Source organism: Rhodoferax ferrireducens (genome assembly GCF_003347515.1).
GTDB lineage: Bacteria > Pseudomonadota > Gammaproteobacteria > Burkholderiales > Burkholderiaceae_C > Rhodoferax.
The window spans coordinates 1-667 of record NZ_QEII01000151.1; the positions used below are offsets into that span (position 1 = coordinate 1).

The 667-nt window shown below is 58.8% G+C and carries 1 protein-coding gene; it reads right to left on the bottom strand.

What is annotated here, in order from left to right:
- Positions 1 to 667: putative bifunctional diguanylate cyclase/phosphodiesterase (locus C5P05_RS00785; RefSeq protein WP_114968015.1), on the bottom strand; the 667-nt coding region annotated here is incomplete at both ends.

Genomic DNA, 667 nt, shown 5'->3' on the forward strand with positions numbered 1-667 from the left:
ATCAAACCGGTGGCTTCAGCCACCGGTATGAACCTTGTTGGAGGTACGTGGCCCAGCACGGGGTCATGCCAGCGCAGCAAGGCTTCCGCCCCCACGATCGCACCAGTTGCCACGTCCACCTGCGGCTGGTAGTGCAATTGCAGAATTTCCTGGGCAATGGCTTCCTTCAAGCGGGTATGCAGTTGCATGTCTTCGTGCACGCGCCGGTCCATTTCCATTGAATAGCAGGCGTAGGCGCCGCGCCCCGACTGTTTGGCCTGGTACATGGCCATGTCAGCGTAACGCAGCAAGGTGTCACTATCCTGGGCATCATCCGGGTAAAAAGCCAGACCCAGGCTGCCGCCTGAATACACATCCTGCTCCTGAAGACGGTACGAGGCCTGCAGCGACAGCAACAGCTTGGAGGCCACGCCCACTGCTTCATCCACATTCGTCAGATCGGTCAGCAAAATAGCGAATTCGTCGCCGCCCAAGCGTGCCAGTATGTCGTTTTCGCGCAAGGCGCTGCGCATGCGGGCGCCTACCTGCACCAGCAAGGCGTCGCCCATGGCGTGTCCAAAACTGTCATTCACGGTTTTGAAATAGTCCAGATCAAGAAACAAAACAGCCACGCGCAGACCTGAGCGTCCGGCCCGCGCCAGGCTCTGGATCAGTTGCAAGCGAAACA